Origin of the sequence: Jannaschia formosa (assembly GCF_003340555.1) — a bacterium.
GTDB lineage: Bacteria > Pseudomonadota > Alphaproteobacteria > Rhodobacterales > Rhodobacteraceae > Jannaschia > Jannaschia formosa.
In genome coordinates this window covers 197,377-217,192 of record NZ_QPLJ01000006.1, presented here as the reverse complement: position 1 = coordinate 217,192, position 19,816 = coordinate 197,377, and the positions used below count along the sequence as shown (strand labels likewise).

The following is a 19,816-nucleotide window of genomic DNA, read 5'->3' as shown; positions in this document are numbered from 1 at the left end:
GAGCCTGTCGCAGATCGTCGGATCGGGCAGTCTGCCGCAAGGGCGCCTGCCGCCAGACAGACAGCACAAGGGGCCCCGCGGGGCCCCTTGTCGCGTGAGGCCAAGCCCTTCGCCGGAGGGGGAGGTCTGATGTCCTCAGGCCCCGGAGGGCCGATCGCACCCTTGTGCCGCCGCAAGGCGCCGTCGCGCGTCGTGTACGCCGTCCGACCACATTCGGTTTCCGTCTCCCCGCGATGCGCATCCCGTCTTGTCACGCCGCGCCGGGCGGGCTAGAGCCGCACGCGACAGGGGTATAGCTCAGTTGGTAGAGCAGCGGATTCCAAATCCGCAGGTCGCGGGTTCGAATCCTGCTGCCCCTGCCAATTCCGGACGGACGTGTCCATTCCGTCCTCCGGCCTCTCCCGAAAAGCAGGTCCGTCCATCCCTCGCGGAAAGGATTTGTTCAGGTCTCCGCTCTAAGCGGGACCTCGGACATTCTGCGAGGAGACGATCATGCCGACCGAGAACAACCTTGCCGCGTCAGCGGGTCTTCCGTCGATGCTCGGCGGCCGGGCCCCGATCGGCCGTCTGCTGGCGGTCGGATGGGGCGCCGCCGGTCTGGCGGCGCTGATCGTCGCCTTCGGCGTCCTGCACCTGCTGTCGGCGCAGCGCGACGCGCATCTTCGATCCTGGATCGAGGCGAACAGCCGGGCGGTCGCCGCGGGCCTTGTCGGCGGCCCCGGGACCGACCTCTCCACCCTCGCTTCGGGCGTACTCGACGGTGCGGGTCCGGCGCTCGTCGGGATCCGGATTCGGCCCAGCGGTGGGGAAGCCGTCACGGCGTCGGCGCCCGGCGGTGTCGTCGGCGGGTTCGACGCGGTGCCGGGACTCGCCGGAACCGATCTGCGGCGCGCGGATCTCGTGCGCACGGACGCGGAAATGACCGGACCGGATGGGCGGCGCATCGGGACCATCGAGCTGATCCACGCCCCGGCACAGGCGTCGATCGCGCCGATCTCCTGGCCCCTGACCGTGGGCTTGCTGGCCCTGGCGCCGCTGATGGCCTGGATCGGGACCGCGCTGATCGCCCGGCAGACGCTTGCCGCGCGCCTCCGACCGCTCCGGGATGAGGCGCGCGCGCTTCTAGACCGTTGGGGACGGGACATGGGCGCCGCGGATGGGTTCGCCCTGGCCGCGGGCCTTCTCGGCGAGGCAACGGCACGGGCGGCTAGGGAGGAGGCTGCCGATGCCGAGCGCGGCGCGATGGCGGCCGAGGCCGCACGCCTGCAGGGCGAGGCGACGAGGCTGCAACAGGCGTTCGAGGAAGCACGGGGGTCGCTCGCGGCGGCGGAGCGGGAACCGGCTTCGGTCTTCCCAGCCGCCTTCGCGGCCGAACTGGAGACGGTCATCGACGAGGTTCTCGAGAAGGGCTTCGGCGCCCGCCTCGCCCCGGCGGCGGGCGAGGAGGGGGACGCGCGCGCGACGGTCAACCGCCTGCTCTCGGTTACCGAGCGGGAGATCGGCGACATGATCGTCGTCGCCGATCGGATCGCCAGTGGCGACATGACCGCCCGGCTCGACGGGACCCGACACGGGAGCTTCGCGACCGTGCAGGTCTCCCTCAACCGTGCCGCCGCGGGCATGGAGGAGGCGCTGTCGAGCCTCGTCCGGCACGCGTCGAAGGTCCAGGACGAGACCAGCGACCTGTCGGCCTCGGCCGAGGATCTCTCGAAGCGGACCGAGCGCACCGCCAACTCCCTCGCCGAGACGACGGGCGCGCTGGAGCAGATCACCGGCTCGATCGCGGCCACGGCGCAGCTCGCCAAGGACGCGCTGAGCTCGACCGAGGCGGCGCGCCAGGACGCCAGGCAGAGCGATGTCGTGGTGCAGGAGGCCATCGATTCGATGCGCGAGATCCAGTCCGCGTCGACGGAGATCTCGCGCACCCTGACCGTCATCAACGACATCGCATTCCAGACCAACCTCCTAGCGCTCAACGCTGGGGTCGAGGCGGCCCGCGCGGGCGAGGCGGGGCGCGGTTTCGCCGTCGTCGCCTCGGAGGTCCGGGCTTTGGCGCAAAGGGCATCGGACGCGGCACAGCAGATCGGAACGCTGATCAAGTCGAGCTCCGACCAGATCAATCTCGGTGTCCAGCGCGTGGCCCGGACCGGCGACACGCTGGTCACCCTCGGCGAGCGGGTGCAGAAGATCGGCGACCAGGTCGCGGAGATCTCGCGCGCGGCGGAGGACCAGTCCGGCTCCGTCACCGAAATCAACCGCGCCATGGGCGAGATCGACTCGGCGACGCAGCAAAACACAGCGATGTTCGAGGGAATGTCGACGGCCAACCTGTCGCTCAAGGAGGCGGCGACGCAGATGCTGACCCTGATCGAGCGGTTCGGACGCGCCAACCCTGCGGATCGCCTGGATCAGCCGGTGTCGCCGACACCCCGCCCGCAGGCCGCGGCGCCTTACAATTTCGGCATCCCGACCGCGGATGCCGAAGAGGTGCGTCGATGGGATCTTGCGCTGGATCGCAAGCCATCCGGCCGCGCAGCGATCGGAGCGTGAAGCATCGGCCGGCCCGATGGATGGGCGCCGTTTCGGGGAGCCCGAATCCCGACCGGCGCGGGGGGCCGTTCCTTGGACCGGGATCCCGACAGTTACGGTGCGGGGGCGGGAACCCGATGCTTCCGCGAGGGAGGCAGCGAGGGGGAGCGAAGGGGGGCGGCGTCGCTGATGACCCGAGGAAGCCGTCCCCTGAGACGCCCGATAGGGTGGGATGGGCGGCTTGACGCATCATCGTTCGGGACCGAGCCGCATGGCCCGCCCGCCGCCAACGGGGGAGGTCGGCGTTCCCAAGCGGCCCCGGGCGCCCCGTCCTGGGTCCGGTTCTCTAGAACTCTCCGGGTGACCACGTCCCGACTCGCCTGTCCGCCGGTGGGCTTTCGGCGGGACCCGCGTGTCCGGCAGGAGGGAGGGGGCTCGGGCGCCTTGCGTCCGGGAACCGGAGGGCCTATCTCGGCCGGGCAATACGAGGACAGGTCCGTGGCAAACCCCAATCCGATCCAGTTCGTCCAGCAGACCCGCGCCGAGATCTCCAAGATCACCTGGCCGTCGCGGCGGGAAGTGGCCCTGACCACGGTCATGGTGTTCCTGCTGGCCATCGTCGCGGCGACGTTCTTCTTCTTCGTCGACTTCCTGATCCGCACCGGCCTGACGACGGTTCTCGAGTCGTTCTGAACGCGACCCCCTTGCGCCCGTTCTGTCCCGGCGGTATGGCGGCGCGAGATACGAGGGTGAGGGCGCGTGGCGAGTCGTGGCACGCGCCTCTTTCATCTTCCGAGCCTGGCTTTGCGGCCGGGCGGTGACGGACTGGCAAGACGAAACTGGGCGGGCAAGGCATATGGCGAAGCGGTGGTATTCGGTCAGCGTTCTCTCGAATTTCGAGAAGCGCGTGGCGGAGCAGATCCGCCAGGCCGTCGAGGAGCAGGGCCTCGGCGAGCAGATCGAAGAAGTGCTGGTCCCGACCGAGGAAGTGCTCGAGGTGCGGCGCGGCAAGAAAGTGACGTCCGAGCGGCGCTTCATGCCCGGCTACGTGCTGGTCCGCATGGAGATGTCCGACGAGGGCTATCACCTGATAATGAACATCAACCGCGTCACCGGCTTCCTCGGCCCGCAGGGCCGGCCGATGCCGATGCGCGACGCCGAGGTGAACCAGATCCTCAACCGCGTCCAGGAAGGGGAGGAGGCGCCGCGCAGCCTCATCACCTTCGAGGTGGGCGAGCGGGTGTCGGTCTCCGACGGGCCTTTCGAGGGCTTCGACGGCGAGGTCGAGGAAGTCGACGACGAAGGGCAGTCGCTGAAGGTCAGCGTCTCGATCTTCGGTCGCCCGACGCCGGTGGAACTGAAATTCACGCAGGTCTCCAAGGCCGCGTGACCTGAGGGGCCGCGAGGCCCCCGGACGTGGGAGGCGAGGGTCACGGCCCGGACCGAACCACGGCATGAGCGCGCCGATTGGCGCAATGTAGGGCGGGGTCCCCCGCCGCCGGAAGGAGAAAAGCATGGCGAAGAAACTCGTCGGCAAGATGAAGCTGCAGATCCCTGCAGGCAAGGCCAACCCGTCGCCGCCCGTGGGCCCCGCCCTCGGCCAGCGCGGCATCAACATCATGGAATTCTGCAAGGCGTTCAACGCCAAGACGCAGGAGATGGAAGTCGGCGCCCCGTGCCCCACGGTGATCTCGTATTACCAGGACAAGTCCTTCACCATGGAGATCAAGACGCCGCCCGCGTCCTACTATCTCAAGAAGGCGGCCGGCCTGAAGCCGGTGGGCAAGCGCAACCGCCCGAAGGGCGCCGTCCAGCCGGGCCGCGAGACCATCGCGACGGTGACGGTCAAGCAGGTGCGCGAGATCGCGGAAGCGAAGATGAAGGACCTGTCGGCGACCGATGTCGAGCAGGCCATGAAGATCATCGTGGGCTCGGCGAAGTCCATGGGCATCGAGGTGAAGTGATGGCGAAGCTCGGAAAGCGCGCGAAGGCGGCCCGCGAGGCCTTCGCTGGGAAAGAGAACCTGTCGGTCGACGAGGCCCTGTCCCTCATCAAGTCCAATGCCAAGGTGAAGTTCGACGAGACCGTCGAGATCGCCATGAACCTGGGCGTCGACCCGCGTCATGCCGACCAGATGGTGCGCGGCGTCGTCAGCCTGCCCAACGGCACCGGCAAGACGGTGCGCGTGGCGGTCTTCGCCCGCGGCGCCAAGGCCGACGAGGCCAAGGCGGCGGGCGCGGACATCGTCGGCGCCGAGGACCTGATGGAGACCGTCCAGGGCGGCACGATCGACTTCGACCGCTGCATCGCCACCCCCGACATGATGCCGGTCGTCGGCCGTCTGGGCAAGGTGCTTGGCCCGCGCAACCTGATGCCGAACCCGAAGGTCGGCACGGTGACGATGGACGTGGCCGAGGCGGTGAAGGCCGCGAAGGGCGGTCAGGTGCAGTTCAAGGCCGAGAAGAACGGGGTCGTCCACGCGGGCGTGGGCAAGGTCTCGTTCGACGCCGACAAGCTGCGCGAGAACGTGCTGGCCTTCGTCGACGCCGTGTCCAAGGCCAAGCCGTCGGGCGCCAAGGGGTCATATCTGAAGAAGATCTCGCTCACCTCCACCATGGGGCCGGGCGTCACCGTCAGCGTCGAGAGCGCGACGGGCAACGTGGCGTCGGCCTAGGGCCGACGCGAGAATCCGGGCGCCTTCGGGCGTCCGGGCCGCGGGGCGGCGTCCGTCTGGACGACGCTCCGTTCTGTCCGAGACGGAGGGCAGGGGACCGGTTCGAGGATCGGGGCCCGCTAAGTCCTTCCCGAGATGGGACCCGAAAGATTTCCGGCCGCGCGCCGGGCGATCTGGCAGGGCCCTTCACTGGACCCGATGGGAGGGGCGACCCTCCCGAAACGAGCCGGGAGGGGCAACCCTCCCATACTTGGAGAAGAACCGTGGATAGAGCGCAAAAAGAGAAGGTGGTCGAGGAACTCGGCCAGATCTTCGAAAGCTCTGGCGTCGTGGTGGTCAGCCGCTACGAGGGAATGACGGTCGCCGAGATGCAGGACCTGCGCGCGCGCATGCGCGAAGCGGGCGGGTCCGTTCGTGTCGCCAAGAACAAGCTCGCCAAGATCGCCCTGGAGGGGAAGGCTGCCAGCAGCATTTCCAACTACCTCACGGGCATGACCGTGCTCGCCTATTCCGAGGACCCCGTGGCTGCGGCCAAGGTCATCGACGCGTATGCCAAGGACAACTCCAAGCTGGAGATCCTGGGCGGCGCGATGGGCGAGACGGCTCTGGACGTCGACGGTGTGAAAGCTGTCGCGAAGATGCCCAGCCGCGAGGAGCTCATCGCTTCCATCGTCGGCTGCATCGGCGCGCCCGCCTCGAACATCGCCGGTGCCATTGGCGCGCCTGCTTCGAACATCGCGAGCATCCTGTCGACGATCGAGGAACGGGGCGAAGCCGCCTGATCCTCGATGTCCGTCCCTCGTCGCGACTTGAAACCGCGACATCGGAACACAACTTAAACGAACTGGAAATCTGACAATGGCCGATCTGAAAGCCCTCGCCGAGCAAATCGTGGGTCTGACCCTGCTGGAAGCTCAAGAACTGAAAACCATCCTCAAGGACGAGTACGGCATCGAGCCCGCCGCCGGTGGCGCGGTCATGATGGCCGGCCCGGCCGACGCCGGTGGCGCCGCCGCCGCTGCCGAGGAGCAGACCGAGTTCGACGTCATCCTGAAGGCCGCCGGTGCCTCCAAGATCAACGTCATCAAGGAAGTCCGCGCCATCACGGGCCTCGGTCTGAAGGAAGCGAAAGAGCTGGTCGAAGCCGGCGGCAAGGCCGTCAAGGAAGGCGTCGACAAGGCCGAAGCCGAATCGATCAAGAGCAAGCTGGAAGCGGCCGGCGCCGAGATCGAGCTCAAGTGATCCCGCTCCGTCCTCCGGGACGGGCAAGGATACCGACGATGGGTGGGACCGGCTTTCCGGTCCCACCCTCTCCTGTCCCGGCAAGCCCCTGACCGCAGGGGCTTTCCAGGTCAGGAGGGTGGAACGGCGGGGCCCCCGTGGGACGGGGCCCCAGATGGTTCCTCCTCCAACGACCCTTCGCTGGCCCTGGCGTCCGATGCCCGACGGACGCCACGGCGCGAGATCGAGAGAAAGAACCGACATGGCCCAGACGCAAGCGTCCTCCAAGCGTATTCGCCGCTATTATGGCAAGATCGAGGAGGTTCTGGCGATGCCGAACCTCATCGAGGTCCAGAAATCCTCCTACGACCTGTTCCTGCGCTCCGGCGAGGGCGACACGCCCGCCGAGGGCGAGGGTCTGATGGGGACGTTCCAGTCCGTCTTCCCGATCAAGGACTTCAACGAGACGGCCATCCTGGAGTTCGTCAAGTACGAGCTGGAAGAGCCCAAGTACGACGTCGAGGAATGCCAGCAGCGCGACATGACCTATGCCGCGCCGCTGAAGGTGACGCTGCGCCTGATCGTGTTCGAGGTCGACGAGGATACGGGCGCCAAGTCCGTCAAGGACATCAAGGAGCAGGACGTCTTCATGGGCGACATGCCCCTGATGACGCCCAACGGCACCTTCATCGTCAACGGCACCGAGCGGGTCATCGTCTCCCAGATGCACCGCTCGCCGGGCGTGTTCTTCGATCACGACAAGGGCAAGACGCACAGCTCGGGCAAGCTGCTCTTCGCCTGCCGGATCATCCCCTATCGCGGCTCGTGGCTCGACTTCGAGTTCGACGCCAAGGATCTCGTGTTCTGCCGCATCGACCGCCGCCGCAAGCTGCCGGTGACGACCCTGCTCTATGCGCTGGGCATGGACCAGGAAGGCATCATGAATGCCTATTACGACACCGTGACCTACACGCTGCGCAAGGGCGAGGGCTGGGCCACCAAGTTCTTCCCCGAGCGCCTGTCGGGCACCCGTCCGACGCGGGACGTCGTCGACGCGGACTCGGGCGAGGTCGTGGTCGAGGCGGGCAAGAAGGTCACGCCGCGCCAGGTCAAGAAGCTGCGCGAGGAGTCGAACGTCTCGCATGTGCTGGTGCCGTTCGACGCGATCGTCGGCCGCTACGTCGCGCGCGACATCATCAACGAGGAGACCGGCGCGATCTTTGCCGAGGCGGGCGACGAGCTCACCTGGGAGGTCGACAGGAACGGCGAGGTTTCGGGCGGCATCCTGAAGGAGCTGCTCGATGCCGGCGTCGAGGAGATCCCGGTCCTCGACATCGACAACGTCACCTACGGCCCGTACATGCGCAACACCATGGCGGCGGACAAGAACATGGGCCGGGAGACCGCGCTCATGGACATCTACCGCGTCATGCGCCCGGGCGAGCCGCCCACCGTCGAGGCGGCCCAGACGCTGTTCGACCAGCTCTTCCGCGATCCGGAGCGCTATGACCTCTCGGCCGTGGGCCGGGTGAAGATGAACATGCGCCTCGACCTCGATGCCGAGGACACCGTTCGCACGCTGCGCGACGAGGACATCATGGCCTGCGTCAAGGCCCTGGTGGAACTGCGCGACGGCCGCGGCGAGATCGACGACATCGACCATCTCGGCAACCGCCGGGTCCGCTCGGTCGGTGAGCTGATGGAGAACCAGTATCGCGTGGGCCTTCTGCGGATGGAACGCGCCATCAAGGAGCGGATGTCGTCGGTCGAGATCGACACGGTCATGCCGCAGGACCTCATCAACGCGAAGCCGGCCGCGGCCGCGGTGCGGGAGTTCTTCGGCTCCTCGCAGCTCAGCCAGTTCATGGACCAGACCAACCCGCTGTCGGAGGTGACCCACAAGCGGCGCCTCTCGGCGCTTGGACCGGGCGGCCTGACGCGCGAGCGCGCGGGCTTCGAGGTGCGCGACGTGCACCCGACCCATTACGGCCGGATGTGCCCGATCGAGACGCCGGAAGGGCCGAACATCGGCCTGATCAACTCGCTGGCGACCTATGCCCGCGTGAACAAGTACGGCTTCATCGAGACGCCCTATCGCAAGGTCGAGAACAGCCAGGTGACCGACGAGGTCAGCTACATGTCCGCGACCGAAGAGATGCGGCATGTGGTGGCGCAGGCGAACGCCGTGCTCGACGCGGACAAGAAGTTCGTCAACGAGATGGTGAACACCCGTCAGTCGGGTGAATACACGCTGACGCCGACGGACCAGGTCGACCTGATCGACGTGTCGCCGAAGCAGCTCGTCTCGGTCGCCGCGGCGCTGATCCCGTTCCTGGAGAACGACGACGCCAACCGCGCGCTGATGGGCTCCAACATGCAGCGTCAGGCCGTGCCGCTGCTGCAGGCCGATGCTCCCTATGTCGGCACCGGCATGGAGGAGGTCGTGGCGCGCGATTCCGGCGCCTCGATCATGGCGAAGCGCGGCGGCGTCATCGACCAGGTCGATGCGCAACGTATCGTCGTGCGCGCCACCGAAGACCTGGCGCTGGGCGACGCAGGCGTCGACATCTACCGCCTGCGCAAGTTCCAGCGGTCGAACCAGAACACCTGCATCAACCAGCGTCCGCTGGTGAAGGTGGGCGACACCGTCCGCAAGGGCGAGGTGTTGGCTGACGGTCCGTCGACGGATATGGGGGAACTGGCGCTCGGCAAGAACGTCGTCGTCGCCTTCATGCCGTGGAACGGTTACAACTACGAGGACTCGATCCTCATCTCCGAGCGGATCGCCCGCGACGACGTCTTCACCTCGATCCATATCGAGGAGTTCGAGGTCGCCGCGCGTGACACCAAGCTCGGGCCGGAGGAGATCACGCGCGACATCCCGAATGTCGGCGAGGAAGCGCTGCGCAACCTCGACGAGGCAGGCATCGTCTATATCGGCGCCGACGTGGAGCCGGGCGACATCCTCGTGGGCAAGATCACCCCCAAGGGTGAATCGCCGATGACCCCGGAGGAGAAGCTGCTTCGGGCCATCTTCGGCGAAAAGGCCTCCGACGTGCGCGACACCTCGCTTCGAGTGAAGCCGGGCGACTACGGCACCGTGGTCGAGGTCCGCGTCTTCAACCGCCACGGCGTCGAGAAGGACGAGCGCGCGCTTCAGATCGAGCGCGAGCAGGTCGAGCGTCTGGCCCGCGACCGCGACGACGAGCGCGAGATCCTGGACCGCAACATCTATGCCCGCCTGCGCGGCATGATCGAGGGCAAGAAGGGCGTGAAGGGCCCGCGCGGCTTCAAGCCGGGCACCGTGGTCGACGAGGCGGCGCTGTCGCAGCTGAGCTTCGGCCAGTGGTGGCAGATCGCCATCGAGGACGAAGAGACCGCGCAGCAGGTCGAGGCGCTCAACGAGCAGTACGAGGTGCTGAAGCGCGGCCTGGAGGCTCGTTTCGAGGACAAGGTCGAGAAGGTTCGCCGCGGCGACGACCTGCCGCCGGGCGTGATGAAGATGGTCAAGGTCTTCATCGCGGTGAAGCGCAAGCTTCAGCCGGGCGACAAGATGGCCGGCCGTCACGGCAACAAGGGCGTCATCTCCAAGGTCGTCCCGATGGAGGACATGCCCTTCCTCGCCGACGGCACGCCGGTCGACTTCGTGCTGAACCCGCTGGGCGTGCCCTCGCGCATGAACGTGGGGCAGATCCTCGAGACCCATATGGGCTGGGCCGCCCGCGGCCTGGGGCTGAAGATCGACGAGGCGCTGGACGAGTATCGCCGCTCGGGCGACATGACCCCGGTTCGCGACGCGATGAAGATCGCCTATGGCGAGGAAGCCTATGAGGACTGGCTGGCCGGCATGGACGAGGACAGCTTCCTCGAAGCCGCGTCCAACGTCACCAAGGGCGTGCCGATCGCGACCCCGGTCTTCGACGGCGCGAAGGAGCCGGACGTGAACGACGCGCTGATGCGCGCCGGTTTCTCGACCTCGGGCCAGTCGGACCTGTTCGACGGGCGCACCGGCGAGAAGTTCTCGCGCCAGGTGACCGTGGGCGTGAAGTACCTGCTGAAGCTGCATCACCTGGTGGATGACAAGATCCACGCGCGTTCGACGGGGCCGTACTCGCTGGTCACCCAGCAGCCCCTCGGCGGCAAGGCGCAGTTCGGCGGCCAGCGTTTCGGCGAGATGGAGGTCTGGGCACTGGAAGCCTATGGCGCGGCCTACACCCTGCAGGAGATGCTGACGGTGAAGTCCGACGACGTGGCGGGCCGGACCAAGGTCTACGAGTCGATCGTCAAGGGCGAGGACAACTTCGAGGCGGGCGTTCCCGAGAGCTTCAACGTGCTCGTCAAGGAAGTCCGCGGCCTCGGCCTGAACATGGAACTCCTGGATGCGGAGGAAGACAGCGAGTGACGATGACGGACCTTGAGGCTTGGCCCCTGATCTTCGCGGTAATCGCGGCGATCTTCGGGGTCGGCCTTATCGTCCTGGCTCTTCGGCCCGAGAGCGAGACAGCGCGATGGTGCGACGACGTCGAGAGACCGCGCATGCTCGTCTGGGGTCTAGCCATCCTAGCACTTGCTGCCGACGCAGCCTTCTTTGAAATCTTACCCGTGTGGGGAAAATAGAATGAACCAGGAACTCACCAACAACCCGTTCAACCCCGTCGCCCCCCAGAAGGTGTTCGACGAGATCAAGGTGTCTCTGGCCTCGCCCGAGCGGATCCTCTCGTGGTCCTATGGCGAGATCAAGAAGCCCGAGACGATCAACTACCGCACGTTCAAGCCCGAGCGTGACGGCCTGTTCTGCGCGCGCATCTTCGGTCCGATCAAGGACTACGAGTGCCTCTGCGGCAAGTACAAGCGGATGAAGTATCGCGGCGTCGTCTGCGAGAAGTGCGGCGTCGAGGTGACGCTGCAGAAGGTCCGGCGCGAGCGCATGGGCCATATCGAGCTGGCCTCGCCCGTCGCCCATATCTGGTTCCTCAAGTCGCTGCCCTCCCGCATCGGCCTGATGCTGGACATGACGCTGCGCGACCTTGAGCGCATCCTCTACTTCGAGAACTACGTCGTCATCGAGCCGGGCCTGACCGACCTCAGCTACGGACAACTCATGTCCGAAGAGGAGTTCATGGACGCGCAGGACGCCTATGGCGCCGACGCGTTCCAGGCGAATATCGGCGCCGAGGCCATCCGCGAGATGCTGGCTGCCATCGACCTCGAGGCCGAGGCCGCGCAGCTGCGCGAGGATCTCAAGGAGGCCACGGGCGAGTTGAAGCCCAAGAAGATCATCAAGCGCCTGAAGATCGTCGAGAACTTCATCGAGTCGGGCAACCGGCCCGAATGGATGATCCTGACCGTCATCCCGGTCATCCCGCCCGAGCTGCGCCCGCTGGTCCCGCTGGACGGTGGCCGCTTCGCGACCTCGGACCTCAACGACCTGTATCGCCGGGTCATCAACCGCAACAACCGCCTCAAGCGGCTCATCGAGCTGCGCGCGCCCGACATCATCGTGCGCAACGAAAAGCGGATGCTGCAGGAATCGGTCGACGCGCTGTTCGACAACGGCCGCCGCGGCCGCGTCATCACCGGCGCCAACAAGCGCCCGCTGAAGTCGCTGTCGGACATGCTGAAGGGCAAGCAGGGCCGGTTCCGCCAGAACCTGCTCGGCAAGCGCGTGGACTTCTCGGGCCGCTCGGTCATTGTGACCGGGCCCGAACTGAAGCTGCACCAGTGCGGCCTGCCGAAGAAGATGGCGCTCGAGCTCTTCAAGCCGTTCATCTACTCGCGGCTGGAGGCGAAGGGGCTCTCGTCCACCGTCAAGCAGGCCAAGAAGCTGGTCGAGAAGGAGCGTCCCGAGGTCTGGGACATCCTCGACGAGGTTATCCGTGAGCACCCGGTCCTGCTGAACCGTGCGCCCACGCTGCACCGCCTCGGCATCCAGGCTTTCGAGCCGGTGCTAATCGAAGGCAAGGCGATCCAGCTTCACCCGCTGGTCTGCTCGGCCTTCAACGCCGACTTCGACGGCGACCAGATGGCCGTGCACGTCCCGCTGTCGCTGGAAGCGCAGCTGGAAGCGCGCGTCCTGATGATGTCGACCAACAACGTGCTGTCGCCCGCCAACGGCGCGCCGATCATCGTGCCGTCGCAGGACATGGTCCTGGGGCTCTACTACGTCTCGATGGAGCGGTCGGGCATGAAGGGCGAGGGCATGGTCTTCTCGTCCATCGACGAGGTGAACCACGCCCTGGAATCGGGCGAGGTGCACCTGCACTCCAAGATCAAGGCGCGCGTGCCCCAGATCGACGAGATGGGGCAGGAGGTCGAGGTTCTGTTCGATACCACGCCGGGCCGCGTCCGGCTGGGCTCGATGCTCCCCGCCAACGCCAAGGCGCCCTTCGACCTGGTCAACCGCCTGCTGCGCAAGAAGGACGTCCAGCACGTCATCGACACCGTCTACCGCTACTGCGGCCAGAAGGAGTCGGTCATCTTCTGCGATCAGATCATGACGCTCGGCTTCCGCGAAGCCTTCCGCGCGGGCATCTCCTTCGGCAAGGACGACATGGTCGTTCCCGAGACGAAGTGGCCCATCGTCGAAGCCACCCGCGAGCAGGTGAAGGACTTCGAGCAGCAGTACATGGACGGCCTGATCACCCAGGGCGAGAAGTACAACAAGGTCGTGGACGCCTGGTCGAAGTGCAACGACAAAGTCACCGAGGCCATGATGTCGACGATCTCCTCGACCGGCGTCGATGAGAACGGCGCCGAGAACGAGCCGAACTCCGTCTACATGATGGCCCATTCCGGTGCCCGCGGCTCGGTCACGCAGATGAAGCAGCTGGGCGGGATGCGCGGCCTGATGGCGAAGCCGAACGGCGACATCATCGAGACGCCGATCATCTCGAACTTCAAGGAAGGTCTGACCGTGCTGGAGTACTTCAACTCCACCCACGGCGCGCGCAAGGGCCTGTCGGACACGGCGCTCAAGACGGCGAACTCGGGCTACCTGACCCGCCGTCTGGTGGACGTGGCGCAGGACTGCATCGTGCGGATCGAGGATTGCGGCACCGATCGTGCCGTGACCGCCTCGGCGGCCGTCAACGATGGCGAGATCGTTGCCTCTCTGGCCGAGCGCGTGCTGGGCCGGGTCGCGGCCGACGACGTGACCGCGCCGGGCTCCGACGAGGTCATCGTCTCTGCCGGGGACCTCATCGACGAGCGCAAGGCCGACGCCATCGAGGCGGCCGGCGTCGCGACGATGCGCATCCGCAGCCCGCTGACCTGCGAGGCCGAGGAGGGGGTCTGCGCCTCCTGCTACGGTCGCGACCTCGCGCGCGGCACCAAGGTGAACCTGGGCGAGGCCGTGGGCATCATCGCGGCCCAGTCCATCGGCGAGCCGGGAACCCAGCTGACGATGCGGACCTTCCACATCGGCGGCGTGGCCCAGGGTGGGCAGCAGTCCTTCATGGAAGCGTCGGCGGCGGGCACCATCGCCTATCGCCACGCCAACACGCTGACCAACGAGGCGGGCACCGTCATCGTCATGGGGCGCAACATGCAGGTCGTGATCCTCGACTCGCAGGGGGACGAGCTGACCAGCCACAAGCTGGGCTACGGCACCACGCTGCACGTCAAGGAAGGCGACGAGGTCAAGCGCGGCGACAAGCTGTTCGAGTGGGACCCCTTCACCCTGCCGATCATCGCCGAGGCCGACGGCCGCGCGAAGTTCGTCGATCTCTACGCGGGCATCTCGGTGCGCGACGAGACCGACGACGCGACCGGCATGACCCAGAAGATCGTCTCGGACTGGCGCTCGGCCCCCAAGGGGAACGAGCTCAAGCCGCAGGTCATCATCGCGGGCGAGGACGGAGAGCCGGTGCGCAACGAGCAGGGCAACCCGATCACCTACGAGATGTCGGTGGACGCGATCCTCTCGGTCGAGGACGGGCAGCAGCTCAAGGCCGGCGACGTGGTCGCGCGGATCCCGCGGGAAGGCACCAAGACCAAGGACATCACGGGCGGCCTGCCGCGCGTGGCGGAGCTGTTCGAGGCGCGCCGTCCCAAGGATCACGCGATCATCGCGGAAGCGGACGGCGTAGTGAAGTTCGGCAAGGACTACAAGAACAAGCGCCGGATCACCGTGGTGCCGACCGACGACTCGCTGGAGCCGATCGACTACATGGTGCCCAAGGGCAAGCACATCCCGGTGGCCGAGGGCGATTTCGTCCAGCGCGGCGACTACATCATGGATGGCAACCCCGCGCCGCACGACATCCTGCGCATCCTCGGGATCGAGGCCCTGGCCGAGTATCTCATCGACGAGGTGCAGGACGTGTATCGACTGCAAGGCGTGAAGATCAACGACAAGCATATCGAGGTGATCGTCCGCCAGATGCTTCAGAAGCTGGAGGTGCTCGATTCGGGCGACACGACGCTGCTGAAGGGCGAGCATATCGACAAGATCGAGCTCGACGAGGCCAATGCGAAGGCCGAGAAGCGCGGGGATCGCCCGGCCAAGGCCGAGCCGATCCTGCTCGGCATCACCAAGGCGTCGTTGCAGACCCGGTCCTTCATCTCGGCCGCCTCCTTCCAGGAGACGACCCGGGTCCTCACCGAGGCGTCGGTGCAGGGCAAGAAGGACAAGCTCGTCGGTCTCAAGGAGAACGTCATCGTCGGCCGCCTCATCCCGGCGGGCACCGGTGGCGCCACTCAGGAGATGCGCGCCATCGCGGCGACCCGCGACAGCAAGGTGATCGAGGAGGCCCGGATAGAGGCCGAGAAGGCTGCGGCCCTCGCCGCGCCGGAGCGCTCCGAGAGCGCCGACGACATCTTCCGCAAGACGCCGGAAGAGCAGCCGGGCGAATGATCCCCGCCCGCTGAGACAAAGACCCCCGCCGGAGCGATCCGGCGGGGGTTTTTCGTGGCGCATCGGGATGGGGGCGCTTTGCCGTCCGCACCCGCCCTCACGAAAAAGGCCCGGCCTCCTGTCGGAGGGCCGGGCCGCAACCTTGAAGGTGCCGGGTATCAGGCCCCGAGGGCCTCTTCCTCGACGCGTGCCGCTGCCGGTCTGCGCGCCGTCAGGCGAAGCGCCATCAGAGCGGCGATGGCGATGACGCCCAAGGACGCGCCTAGCCAGCCGACCAGCAGCGCGAGGCCGATGCCCCAACCCGAGATCAGCGCCGAAGCGAACATCACGACGCCGAAGGCCAGTCCGATCACCACAAATCCCATTGACCCGTCTCCCGCCTGGTCATTCTGTTTCACCGATCTTGCCACCCCATTGCGGCCAGATTCGTGCGAAATCGGGCAGCAATATGTTCATTGCTTGCTCCCTTGATGTCGGCATGCGACCGAGGGACATGAACGACACAGTCAACCGGATCGTCGGCGTCTTGCGGTTCTCCTACCCGGCGAAGGAGGGCTTTGCCGTCAGCAGGTTGGACGAATCCGCGCTGGAGGCTCATCTCTACGACGAAGCGCGGCTGGCGCTGCGCTTCAGCTATCTCGAAACGATCACGCTGCCCTCGCTCGCCGGGCAGACGGACATGGATTTCCGTCTGGTGATCCTTGCCGGCACATCGCTGCCGATGCGCCACCGCAAGCGCCTGCGCGACCTGGAGGAGGCGTCGCCCTGGCTGCAGGTCGTCTTCCTCGACCGGATGGGCGGGCTGGGCGCGGCCAAGCGCGCCTTCCGGAGGGGTACGGCGGAGGGCGCGACCCATGTCACCGGCTTCCGCATCGATGACGACGACGCCGTCTCCGTCGACTACATTGCCCGGACCCGCGACATCTCCGACCGGCTGATCGCCGCCGGCCTCGCCGAGGAGCCGACCGCGCTCGCCTTCTCGCGCGGGGTCTACTGGGACCTGCACGACCCCGCGCAGCCCTTCCACGAGTTTCGGGAGCCGCAGCCGCTGGGCCTCGCCTGCGCGATGATCACCACCGCCGATCTGCCGATCTGCGTCTACCGCTACAACCACCGGCGCCTCGGCTGCTACGTCCCGACCTTCACCGTGCCGGGCGAGGCGCCGATGTTCCTGCGCACGCTGCACGGCCACAACGACAGCGGCCGCACCATCCCGCGCCACGCGGTCGAGATGCCGACCCGCCGGGGCCGCCGCCTTCTGGCGGAGCGGTTCGGCCTCGACCCCGACGCCGCGCTGGCACTGATGCCCGAGGCACCGGGGCCGGGCCGGGGCGGGACCGCCAAGGGGGCGCTGACGTGACTGACAACACGCGCGGGGCGCTGTTCATGATGGGGTCGATGGCGACCTTCACGCTTAACGACGCCTGCATGAAATGGCTGGCGCAGGGCCTGCCGACCTTCCAGGTCGTGACCCTCCGGGGGATCGCGGCGACCACGCTCCTGCTGCTGCTCGCCCGCGCCACCGGCGCCCTGGCGCAGCCGATCCCCAGGGGCGACCGTGGCCGCGTCGCCCTGCGCGTCGCCGCCGAGGCCGCGGCCTTTCTGCCCTTCATCATCGCGCTGACCCACATGCCGCTGGCCAACATCACGGCCATCCTCCAGGTCCTGCCGCTGACCATCGCTGCGGCGGGGGCGCTGTTCCTCGGCGAGACCGTCGGGCCGCGCCGCTGGACCGCCATCGCGCTGGGCCTTGTCGGCGTGCTGCTGATCGTCCGGCCGGGGACCGACGGCTTCAACGAATGGTCGCTGCTGGCGATCACGACCGTCGTCATCATCACCGGGCGGGAGCTTCTGACCCGCAAGCTGAGCCCCGGCGTGCCCAGCCTGAAGGTCGCGACCTTCACCGCCGCGGCGGTGACGGCGCTCGGCGCCCTGCTCTCGGCCCGCACCCCCTGGGAGATGCCGGCGACGGGGCAGGGGGCGGTGATCGCGCTGGCGGCCCTGTTCGTCCTTTCGGCCTATGTGATGTCGATCCTCGCCATGCGCTCCGGAGAGATGTCGGCCGTCGCCCCCTTCCGCTACAGCGCGATGCTCTGGGGGCTGCTGCTGGGCGTGACGATCTTCGGCGAGCGCCCGGATGTCTGGACCCTGACCGGCGCGGCGCTGATCCTCGCGGCAGGGATGTTCACGCTCTGGCGCGAGGGGCGGGTGCCGAAGCCGGTGCCGCACTAGCCTCACGTCCGCGTGGGCGTCTCTCGCCACCGGCCCCGCCCATGCTAGAGAGCGCGGAAACCGACCGGAGCGCTCATGTCCCCCGACATCCCCCTGACCCGAGACCTGCTTCTGATCGGCGGCGGCCATACCCATGCGCTGGTGCTGCGGCGCTGGGGGATGGACCCGCTGCCGGGCGTGCGGGTGACGGTGGTCAACCCGGGGCCGACGGCGCCCTATTCGGGGATGCTGCCGGGCCATGTCGCCGGGCACTACAGCCGGGACGATCTCGACATCGACCTCGTGCGCCTCGCCCGCTTCGCCGGGGCGGCGGTGATCGACGGGGCGGTGACCGCCATCGACCCGGAGGAGCGGACCGTCTCGATCCCCGGCCGCGCTCCGTTGGCTTACGATGTGGCGTCGATCGATGTCGGGGTGCATGCCGAGATGCCGGACCTGCCGGGCTTTGCCGAGCATGCCGTGGGCGCCAAGCCGCTCGGTCGCTTCGCCTCGGCCTGGGAGGCTTTCCTCGACGAGGCCGCCGAGGGCCACCGCCCGCCGCAGGTGGCCATCCTTGGCGCTGGCGTGGCCGGAGCGGAGCTGTCGCTCGCCATGGCCCACGCGCTGCGCGGGGCGGGGCTCGTGCCCGAGGTGACGGTGATCGAGGCCGGGCCGGGCCTGTCGGGCGTGGGGCCGGAGGCGCGCCGCCGCCTGCGCGCGGCGATGAAGGCCTACGGCGTGGCCTTGCGCACCGAAGCCCGCGCCATCGCCATCGCCGCGGACCACGTCGCGCTGGAGGAAGGGGAAACGATCCCCGCCGCCTTCGTCACCGGCGCCACCGGTGCCCGGCCCCATGCCTGGCTCGCCGGATCGCCATTGCCGACCGAGGACGGCTTCGTCCGCGTCGACAGCCGGCTGCGGGTCGAGGGGCGGGACGATCTCTTCGCGGTCGGCGACTGCGCCCATCTCACCCACGCGCCGCGCCCCAAGGCCGGGGTCTATGCCGTGCGGCAGGCGCCCGTTCTCCACGACAACCTGCGGGCGGCGCTGATCGGGATGGGTGGGCTGAAGCCCTACGCGCCGCAGAAGGGCTATCTGAAGCTCATCTCGCTGGGCGAGAAGAAGGCGGTGGCCGAAAAGGCCGGGGTCACGCTGTCGGGCGCCTGGCTCTGGCGGCTGAAGGACCGGATCGACCGCAGGTTCATGACGAAGCTGACCGACCTGCCCGTCATGCGCCGGCCCGACCTGCCGCGAGAGGTGGCGCGCGGGGTGCGCGACCTGGGCAAGCCGCTCTGCTCGGGCTGCGGGTCGAAGGTGACGGCGGATGCGCTGGGGCAGGCGCTGGCCCGCCTGCCCGCGCCCGCGCGCGACGACGTGCGATCGGGGCCGGGGGACGATGCCGCCGTGCTGGTACATGGGCAGGGGGCGCAGGTGCTGACGACCGACCATCTGCGCGCGGTCTGCGCCGACGCGGAACTCTTCGCCCGGATCGCCACCGTCCACGCGCTGGGCGACGTCTGGGCGATGGGCGCCGCCCCACAGGCGGCGCTGGCCAGCGTCGTGCTGCCGCGCATGTCCGAGGCGCTGCAGGCGCGCACGCTGGACCTCATGCTCGGCGCGGTGGCGGAGGTGCTGGCGGCCGAGGGCTGCGACTTGGTCGGCGGCCATTCGACCATGGGCGCCGAGACGATGCTGGGCCTGACCCTGACCGGGCTGACCGACGCCCCGGTGACGCAGGGCGGCGCGCGTCCGGGCGACGCGCTGATCCTGACGCGGCCGCTCGGGACCGGGACGCTGCTGGTGGCAGAGATGGCGGGCCGTGCGCGCGGGGCGGATGTCCTCGACATGCTGCACGCGATGGCGCGCCCGCAGGGCGACGCGGCGCGGCTGCTGCGGGGCGCCCATGCGATGACCGACGTGACCGGGTTCGGGCTTGCCGGGCACCTGACGCGGGTGCTGGGCGGGCGGGGCGCCCGACTCGACCTCGGCGCGATCCCGGCCTATGCGGGCGCGCGGGAGGCGCTGGCCGAGGGGCACCGCTCCACCATCCATGAGGCCAATGCCCGTGCCGCGCCCGTCGCGGGCGAGGAGGTCGCGCTGCTGCATGACCCGCAGACGTCGGGCGGCCTGCTCGCCGCGGTCCCGGCGGAGACGGCCGAAGAACTCGTGACGCGCCTCCGTGCGCTCGGCCATCGCGCGTCGCGGATCGGCACGGTCACGGAGGTCCCGGGGGTCGTCGCGGTCTGACCGGCTCCGGCCGACCCGGGGTGGCTTCTATCGGCCGGACAATACCCCGACCCCAAGGGGCTCCATCCTCTCGGGACCCT

Annotated in this window: 13 protein-coding genes and 1 tRNA gene; 13 read left to right on the top strand and 1 reads right to left on the bottom strand. The window is 68.1% G+C overall.

Translation table 11 applies throughout. The features are described 5' to 3' along the window. Positions 1-286: 286 nt before the first annotated feature. From DR046_RS09370 to rpoC, 10 genes are all read left to right on the top strand, one after another. Positions 287-362 (top strand) — tRNA-Trp (locus DR046_RS09370). A 130-nt stretch (positions 363-492) separates the two neighbouring features. Beyond that, a complete protein-coding gene (locus DR046_RS09365; RefSeq protein WP_115382111.1) occupies positions 493-2,550 on the top strand; it encodes a methyl-accepting chemotaxis protein in 2,058 nt (685 codons plus the stop codon). Between the two features lie 477 nt (positions 2,551-3,027). Then, positions 3,028-3,222, top strand: coding sequence for a preprotein translocase subunit SecE (gene secE, locus DR046_RS09360; RefSeq protein WP_115382110.1), 195 nt, complete (start codon positions 3,028-3,030; stop codon positions 3,220-3,222). 163 nt (positions 3,223-3,385) lie between these two features. Further along, a complete protein-coding gene (gene nusG, locus DR046_RS09355; RefSeq protein WP_115382109.1) occupies positions 3,386-3,919 on the top strand; it encodes a transcription termination/antitermination protein NusG in 534 nt (177 codons plus the stop codon). Positions 3,920-4,043: 124 nt separating this feature from the next. Continuing rightward, on the top strand, positions 4,044-4,493 hold the full coding sequence (gene rplK, locus DR046_RS09350; RefSeq protein ID WP_115382108.1) for a 50S ribosomal protein L11: 450 nt from the start codon (positions 4,044-4,046) through the stop codon (positions 4,491-4,493). Further along, the gene (rplA, locus tag DR046_RS09345) at positions 4,493-5,203 is read left to right on the top strand and encodes a 50S ribosomal protein L1 (RefSeq protein WP_115382107.1); all 711 of its coding nucleotides are present in this window, start codon (positions 4,493-4,495) and stop codon (positions 5,201-5,203) included. Before rplK ends, rplA begins: the two co-directional genes overlap by 1 nt. Before the next feature lie 263 nt (positions 5,204-5,466). Further along, the gene (rplJ, locus tag DR046_RS09340) at positions 5,467-5,985 is read left to right on the top strand and encodes a 50S ribosomal protein L10 (protein WP_115382106.1); all 519 of its coding nucleotides are present in this window, start codon (positions 5,467-5,469) and stop codon (positions 5,983-5,985) included. A gap of 76 nt (positions 5,986-6,061) precedes the next feature. Next, positions 6,062-6,445: a 50S ribosomal protein L7/L12 gene (rplL, locus tag DR046_RS09335; protein ID WP_115382105.1), complete on the top strand. Its 384-nt coding sequence runs from the start codon at positions 6,062-6,064 to the stop codon at positions 6,443-6,445. 241 nt (positions 6,446-6,686) lie between these two features. Beyond that, positions 6,687-10,826: a DNA-directed RNA polymerase subunit beta gene (gene rpoB, locus DR046_RS09330; RefSeq protein WP_115382104.1), complete on the top strand. Its 4,140-nt coding sequence runs from the start codon at positions 6,687-6,689 to the stop codon at positions 10,824-10,826. 216 nt (positions 10,827-11,042) lie between these two features. Then, entirely contained in the window at positions 11,043-15,278 is a 4,236-nt protein-coding gene (gene rpoC / locus DR046_RS09320) for a DNA-directed RNA polymerase subunit beta' (RefSeq protein WP_115382102.1), read from the top strand. Positions 15,279-15,436: 158 nt separating this feature from the next. On the opposite strand, the gene DR046_RS09315 is transcribed toward rpoC, so the two are convergent. Beyond that, positions 15,437-15,631, bottom strand: coding sequence for a hypothetical protein (locus tag DR046_RS09315; RefSeq protein ID WP_135227279.1), 195 nt, complete (start codon positions 15,629-15,631; stop codon positions 15,437-15,439). Positions 15,632-15,771: 140 nt separating this feature from the next. Here DR046_RS09315 and DR046_RS09310 point away from each other — a divergent pair, with 140 nt between their 5' ends. The 3 genes from DR046_RS09310 (at position 15,772) to selD (ending at position 19,736) form a co-directional block, all read left to right on the top strand. After that, a complete protein-coding gene (locus DR046_RS09310; RefSeq protein WP_167767024.1) occupies positions 15,772-16,638 on the top strand; it encodes a glycosyltransferase in 867 nt (288 codons plus the stop codon). Then, positions 16,635-17,510: a DMT family transporter gene (locus DR046_RS09305; RefSeq protein ID WP_115382099.1), complete on the top strand. Its 876-nt coding sequence runs from the start codon at positions 16,635-16,637 to the stop codon at positions 17,508-17,510. The genes DR046_RS09310 and DR046_RS09305 overlap by 4 nt, the downstream gene beginning before the upstream one ends. A gap of 75 nt (positions 17,511-17,585) precedes the next feature. Continuing rightward, a complete protein-coding gene (selD, locus tag DR046_RS09300; RefSeq protein WP_115382098.1) occupies positions 17,586-19,736 on the top strand; it encodes a selenide, water dikinase SelD in 2,151 nt (716 codons plus the stop codon). The last annotated feature ends 80 nt before the right edge of the window (positions 19,737-19,816 follow it).